This is a genomic window from Heliobacterium chlorum, assembly GCF_014502795.1.
GTDB classification, from domain to species: domain Bacteria; phylum Bacillota; class Desulfitobacteriia; order Heliobacteriales; family Heliobacteriaceae; genus Heliobacterium; species Heliobacterium chlorum.
In genome coordinates, this window is sequence record NZ_JACVHF010000071.1 from 1 (window position 1) to 2,901 (window position 2,901).

The following is a 2,901-nucleotide window of genomic DNA, read 5'->3' on the forward strand; positions in this document are numbered from 1 at the left end:
TGTAATTTACCGGATGGCCGCACCCATCCAGTGAACCAGACTTCTTCCCACGTCGGTTCTCGCTTTGCCATCTCTTTTTTGAATTGGGCATCATGAATCCGTTTCATGGCATCAGTTTCTTTCGGCTGATCAATGGCAATATGAAGTTTAACGCTGTTCACCTCCTTGACCTAAGAGAAGGCGGAAATACCGCCCCCTCCCCTAGAACACATTCTCGGGTTCGTTGTCATCAATGGGTTTCACATCGGCATCGGGGAGCTCCTTGGCAAAGAATTTTTCCACGGGGAACCCCGCTTTTTGCAACTCTTCGATTTGCTGTTGTCTGCTGCGTGGCTGTAGTACCGTTTCGTAAAAACTATCTTCCACCGTAGCTCCATCGAATTTATTGAATTTCTCTCGATCTTCTGGTTTCATTTTAATGATGGGATTCAGTGTAAAATTGGTGTCCACCTTAGTACCGGTACGTTTGAAGACAAAAGCGAGATCTCGCAAATCCTCCGTATACTGCTCGATCGTTTCAATGACTCCTTGGGCTTGTCCCTTGCTGGCATCGAATACTCGGATACTGCCATCATCAATATCCGCCATGGCAAAAAGGTATCGTTTTCGAGCACGTAGACCTTGATATTCCTCTACTCCCGAATGACCGGCCTCACAATGAGCACATTTCTGACCGGCAGGATGAATGCACGGTTGAGTAAAGATACCCTGCGAATACAAACCATGTGCCCGGTATTCCACATAATCTTCAGGCGTCAATAATCGAACTCGAACGGAGTCGCCGTCTTTCAACCGAATATAGACCTTTTTGAAATCAATCTGTGAATTTTTCTTGTTCGCCGATTCCTTGGCAGCCTTGCCTTTTGCTGTGATAATACCCATGAAGTTTTAGCCTCCAATGATTTATTACTATTAGAATTGTTGCTATAATGGTAATTAAGCCGCAGATTCAAGAAATTCTTTGAATCGATCTCTGGCTCGTTGTACCCGTTTCCGTATACGATCTTCGGAATAGCGTCCTCCCAGAGATTCAGCAATTTCCGAATTGGTACAACCGAATTGAAGCATGTCGATCACTTTACTATCTCGCTCGTTGGTTGTGCGAAAACCATCGAGCGATTTTTTTATTTCGTCTTGGGTGGTCACGTATTCTTCAAAGATAAAAGTATCAGGAAGGACTTCATATAAACTGTTATTTTCATCACCACTCGGCTGGTCCAATGATGTGGTCCGCTGGATATCCCGTTTTTTACTTTGATAATATCGCTCTAACTTAAATGATGCCTGTTCCATGAGATGATAAAAGCGTTGCATAAAATGGCTATCCCCGTTGTACTCTTTCGCGGCTCTCCACAAGGATTCCATAAAGTTACTTACATAGTCGTCTTTTGGGATGCTCGTGAATTGGTGTTGCTTCTCGGCTTCTCGTTGAACAACCGGGTCGAGAATCCGGTACAACTGTTCGAAATCGTCTCTTTCTCTACGCTTTGCATATCGAAGGGCCAGTTGATTTACGGTTTCGTTATCGGGTAGATTCACGACGAGTTCCTCTCCTTTCGGTAGGTTCTTTTAGCCCTACACTATATACATGGGTAAAAAATACGGCTTTGTGACCGATTTTCTTTTGGTACTTCATTCCTATCTGCCGAAGTGCAGACATACTTACGACGATGAGCAGGCAAACTACAGGCGATATCGCCTCTAAGACATCGATTCAGGAGCAACAATGATGGAGCATGAAAACGAGATCGAAATTGAGAAACGTACCCAAGAGCTTCGTCGCATGGCAGAAGCCGGAATATATTTGCGAACATTACGAAAGAAAATAGGCCTATCATTGTCAAAGTTGAGCAAAGAATTGAACAGTAGCGTACAATACCTTTCTGAACTGGAACGCGGAGTAAAAACCCCCAGTGATGACTTCATTCAACGTCTTGCGGAATATTACCAAGTGGATGTTGACGATTTATTTGCCAAATACGGAAAGATATCTGTGGAAGCGCAACGTGAATTAGAAGCACATCCGCATGTTGCCAGGTTGTTTGCCGAAATCCGGAGAATTCCCAATATAACGGATGATATTAAACAGGAAATGTATGATGAGGTAATACAAGTGATGAATAAACGGATTCGTGAAGGAGAGAATGATAAATGAACGTAAAGGGGGTGAAGACATATCCCTCTGTTTATGATTCAAGGTTTGGTTCAATTCATGGGTCGGGAAAACTTCATCCGAGCGGAAGACATATCAACCAATATTCTGGTTGCTATTGCTTCCATTATTGTCTGGACATTTTTTATCGGCTATTTACTCACGTTTGTTACCTGGGATTCCACATTGAACCGTGTACAGTTTGTCAAAAACATTGATGGAAAAGTCATCGTGAATCCAAAAACGACCATTGAAGGCGTGGACTTAATTATTGGACTCGTTTGGCATGTGCTCAATCCAAGAAAGTGGATTCGAGATGCGGACATCCATCGGGCAAATAAATTATTCTTCGGTTTTATTGGATTCATTATTTTTGTAATCCTTGTTGTTATTTACCTAGATGTTCGGGTGGAGCACTGAGTTCCAAATCAATAAGTTTTTCTCTTTCTGGATTACCCATTCTAACTCTGTACGACTCAACTCATTTACGTCTTTCACATGTTCTGGTAATTGAAGTTGCGTAATGGATAAATACCCGTTCAACTGCTGCCATACGCTTTGGGCAATACGTTGTCCCGCAAGATCGTTATCGGTAGCCAGTATTACGTGCTGAATCGGCGACTGAAGGAGCAACGTCCGTTGACGCTCGCTTAGGTTCGCCCCGCCAATCGCTATCGCCGGACAGTCCATTTGCCATAAGGTCATTGCGTCGATTTCGCTTTCCACCAGATACGCCTTAGCGGGCATAT

The 2,901-nt window shown here is 43.5% G+C and carries 5 protein-coding genes; 2 read left to right on the top strand and 3 right to left on the bottom strand.

Translation table 11 applies throughout. The features are described from left to right. Nucleotides 1-201 precede the first annotated feature (201 nt). Nucleotides 202-882, bottom strand: coding sequence for a hypothetical protein (locus H1S01_RS19805; protein WP_188042110.1), 681 nt, complete (start codon nt 880-882; stop codon nt 202-204). A 54-nt stretch (nt 883-936) separates the two neighbouring features. Then, complete coding sequence (locus H1S01_RS19810) at nt 937-1,539, bottom strand: sigma-70 family RNA polymerase sigma factor (protein WP_188042111.1); 603 nt, start codon at nt 1,537-1,539, stop codon at nt 937-939. A 190-nt stretch (nt 1,540-1,729) separates the two neighbouring features. Here H1S01_RS19810 and H1S01_RS19815 point away from each other — a divergent pair, with 190 nt between their 5' ends. Then, nucleotides 1,730-2,155, top strand: coding sequence for a helix-turn-helix domain-containing protein (locus H1S01_RS19815; protein ID WP_188042112.1), 426 nt, complete (start codon nt 1,730-1,732; stop codon nt 2,153-2,155). A gap of 57 nt (nt 2,156-2,212) precedes the next feature. Next, nucleotides 2,213-2,572, top strand: a complete 360-nt coding sequence (locus tag H1S01_RS19820; RefSeq protein WP_188042113.1) for a hypothetical protein — start codon at nt 2,213-2,215, stop codon at nt 2,570-2,572. On the opposite strand, the gene H1S01_RS19825 is transcribed toward H1S01_RS19820, so the two are convergent. Further along, a partial coding sequence (locus H1S01_RS19825) for a toprim domain-containing protein (protein WP_188042114.1) occupies nt 2,549-2,901 on the bottom strand: 353 nt, incomplete at its 5' end. The two genes, H1S01_RS19820 and H1S01_RS19825, sit on opposite strands and share 24 nt — an antisense overlap.

What these genes read in the sequence shown, in the direction of transcription:
- H1S01_RS19820 (WP_188042113.1), top strand. Translation starts at nt 2,213, where the DNA reads ATGGGTCGGGAAAACTTCATCCGAGCGGAAGACATATCAACCAATATT.
- H1S01_RS19805 (WP_188042110.1), bottom strand. Translation starts at nt 882, where the DNA reads ATGGGTATTATCACAGCAAAAGGCAAGGCTGCCAAGGAATCGGCGAAC.
- H1S01_RS19815 (WP_188042112.1), top strand. Translation starts at nt 1,730, where the DNA reads ATGGAGCATGAAAACGAGATCGAAATTGAGAAACGTACCCAAGAGCTT.